2 protein-coding genes are annotated in these 3,833 nt (G+C 53.2%); both read left to right on the top strand.

Annotation, left to right across the window (positions count from 1 at the left end):
• Window positions 1-210, top strand: a 210-nt coding sequence (locus tag AC1D0P_RS23065; protein ID WP_477678876.1) for a hypothetical protein, incomplete at its 5' end; no start/stop codon positions are given.
• Window positions 176-3,833 (top strand): calcium-binding protein (locus AC1D0P_RS23060; RefSeq protein ID WP_477678875.1); only part of this gene is annotated, 3,658 nt, incomplete at its 3' end. The genes AC1D0P_RS23065 and AC1D0P_RS23060, both read left to right, overlap by 35 nt.

The raw sequence follows: 3,833 nt of genomic DNA, 5'->3' as shown, positions 1-3,833 counted from the left end.
ACCAAGGTCAGTTWTCGCGATGTTGTGACACAAGAAGAATTGGGGAGTAATGGCTATCTTGTTGCAATGGGTGGTAAGTTGATGAGCGCGCTTTCTGGAGGGCAGGAGACGACACCGATGACAATTTTCCCATCTACCTGTTCTGGGCCGGGCAATCTGCCTGTGTCAGAAAAGTATGAATTCAAGATCGACACAAAAGCGGGGAAATGAAGCAATGACGACCATCAATAACACCTACATCAATGCACTTCTGGCAGATGCCACCTATGTCCACAACATTGATCCATTGAAAATTGTTGGCGACCTTCAAACAAACCTTTCGCCTCGAATGACCCCAACGCTGGCTGACTATATTGCCAGCAATTTCAGCGTAGTCGCTCAAATTCAAAGCGGGGATATCGTGGGGTCCGGGTTCGATGCGACGGTTTGGCGGCAGACTGATGGCAAGCTTTTTGTCTCCATGCGAGGAACCGAGCCAGGTCAGGATTTGTTCGTCACAGATGCCGACTTGGCAATCACTGGTAACGCTCGTCTGCAACTTATGGATATGGTCAATTGGTGGTTTCGTGAAACGGGAGTGGCGGGCGAGCCTGTCCGCCAAATCACGTTGGCCCTTCCAGTGCCCGGCGGTCCTACCTTCATTGAAGCTGACCCAGACGTTGGGACTGGTCGCATTACTGCCGCTCACCTCGTCAGTGGCATCGAGGTCAATGGTCACAGTCTGGGCGGCTATCTGGCCTCTGCGTTCACGCGGCTGTTCGGTAGTCAAGCACATGTGCAGCACACAAGCACTTTCAATAGCGCTGGCTTTGCACCTGGTAGCGAGGCTGTCTTCACGGAACTGCAAAACCTCATTGGAGTGAGTTATGGCATAGGGCGCTTTCCCAATGAAACCGAACAGACCAATTATTTTGCAAAAAATGGCCTGAATCTCACTACGAACAATTCATGGTTCACTCAAGCTGGTAACCGCGTCGAGCTTTTTAATGAAATGGATGCGACGCAGGTTGGCAATCACTTCATGTTCAAGATGACGGATGCGTTGGCCTTGGGTAACGTGCTATCAAAGCTAGACACAACCTTCACTACGGGAACACTCAACCTACTGCTTGAGGCGGGAAGTAACAAGACCGCTGCTTCGATTGAAGGTGTACTTAACGCAATGCGTCGTATGCTGATTGCGCCGAGTCTAGGTGGCATTCCTGTGGGCGACGTAAGCGCCAGTGCTCCTAGTCGTGTTACCTACTATCAAGTTTTAAAACAGCTAGCCGATAGCCCTATTTTTACTGAGTTGGCAGGAAAGTTAAAGATCAGTCTTCCCGGTAGCAGTCTAGCCACTCAGGCCAAAACAGACTTCAGTGCCTTGCTTAGCCTGAAGGTCTTGAGTCCTGCAGTTATAGGCACCAACGACTCTACGGCTCTTGCAGCTCTCAAGCAAGTCAACGCCATGCTAGCGCAACAGTGGGAAGCTGACCAATTGCTAACTCAACAGCAAAAGGATGCAGGCCAACAAAACTTTACTGATGTCTACCTGCTTGACCGTCAAGCCATGTTGTTGGGTCTTGTCGAGCAGAGTTCAGCTGATAAGAGCTACGACATCCCAATTCGCGGAAAGAATAACGCTAACTACACCTATGCCGACTTTTTCAGTGGTCAAAGCATTAAGTTCAGCGGGGTCGGTAACCCAAATGGCCAAGAAGCGCAGCAAGTCATGTTTGGCGATGCGCAAGACAACGGCTTGGTCGGGTCGGATGCGACAGCGTTTGGTCTGGGTGATCGTCTGTACGGAGGCGCAGGCAACGATTACATCAATGCTAAAGCAGGTGACGATTACATCGAAGGCAATGAAGGCAATGACAATTTGAGCGGAGGCGATGGTGTCGACACCTTGCTTGGCGGTAGTGGCGACGACATCTTGGACGGAGGTGAAGGTACTGACAAACTGAAAGGCGGGACAGGCACTGACACTTACCTATTTACCGGTGCCTTCGGTAAAGACACCGTCTTGGATGCAGATGGTTTGGGTATTGTCAAGATAGACGACTCAACCATCGGCGATGCTAAAGCCAACGGCCAACGCAACATTTGGGCTGCCGATCTGGCCTCCGACAGTAAAGTCGAACTGACGATTTACGACGATGCTCATTCTTCTACCGGAAAGAAACTCGTCATCACTCGCCTCGGCAATGTTGTCGACACCATCACCATTAGCAACTTTGATCTTGCCAAGGCACAGGCTGAAGGCTATCTCGGCATCAAGCTTGAAAGTGCGCTCAAACTCATCATCAAGGAAGGCGGCGGCACCAACCCTTTCCAGGATTCCAGCTTCAACCCCGCCGCCGTGACGGGCACGACGGATATCCCAGAAGGCACGGCTACTTCCTATAGCGTCTTTTTGAACAAGGCTGCCAAGGCCGGTGATACCGTCACGCTTCACTTCTCCGCGCTGGCGGACAAGTTCAAGATCAAGCAGGGTGACAACGTGATCGATGCCGATGGGGCAGTCATCACGTTGACCGAGGGCCAAACAGAGCTCAAGATTTCATTGCTGCAACAAGGTGATGTGACGGCCGACGGCGCTGCGGTGCTGAGTGTTGACTATCTGGCTACAACGTCAGGGAGCCAAACGGCGACCTCCAATAACTGGAACATCAACCTTAAAGATACCGGCGAGTTTGCTCACGTCTACAAAGGGGACCAGCATGGCCAAGTTGCAACCACTCCCACCGGGGAGGAATATTACGACTGGGCCGCTACAAGCTGGGCGCCAGACGGTACGCTGACCGGCGGTGTGGTTGACGCTGACTTCAACGATGTGATTCTGGCTGGGGCCGGGAACGACAAGATCACTGGCCTGGGGGGGAACGACGCACTTTCCGGAGGAGCGGGTAATGACCAGATCGACGGTGGCGACGGAGATGATTTGATCGGCGGCGGAGCTGGCTCGGACACTATTAAAGGTGGTGCTGGCAACGACTACATCTTCAGTGGACAAAACGTATCCGTACCCCACCGGACAACTCCAACGGATCATTGGAACCCACCTGCGGGGCGCACGATTGTGACGCAGAGCAGTACCTGGGGAAGCTACCTTACGGCAACCGGCAGTACTTTCGTTACTGGCGTAGTCAACATCCAGACTTTGGACGGCGACGACATTGATGCCGGCGCAGGCGAAGACCTGGTGGTTGCGAGCTGGGGAAACGATTTCATCGACGGAGGGGAAGGCAAAGATTATCTCTATGGCCTGCAAGGCGCTGATGTTCTGGATGGCGGCGAGGGCGATGACGAAATGCATGGCGATGGGCTTACCGTCAACAACAGTTTTTTATATGCTGACGCGTCACAGCATGGCTCCGACTATCTGGACGGTGGTGCGGGAAATGACCTTATGTACGGGAACGGCAGTGATGATGCGGTCTTTGGCGGGCTGGGTAACGATTGGCTATGGGGCGATGACACGGACGATGTCGTGCTACTTGGTCAATACCATGGCAACGACTACCTTGATGGCGGAGAAGGTAACGACCAGCTGGTAGGTGGTGGCAAAGACGATAAGCTGTATGGCGGAACCGGTGATGACCTCATGCTGGGTGACGACCTTGAGAGCAGTCTGGCTGGCACGTTCCATGGCAGTGATTACCTTGATGGTGGCGAAGGCAAGGATCACTTGGTAGGCGGGGGCAAAGACGATGTGCTGTACGGCGGGGCCGGCGCAGATGTGATGTCGGGCGACGGCATCAAGACCGACTTGGTCGGTGAGTTTCACGGCAATGATTACCTTGACGGCGAAGACGGTGACGACATGCTGTTTGGGAATGGCAAGGACGACA

Source organism: Polaromonas sp. P1_G2 (genome assembly GCF_056405515.1).
This window is presented reverse-complemented; position numbering and strand designations above follow the sequence as displayed.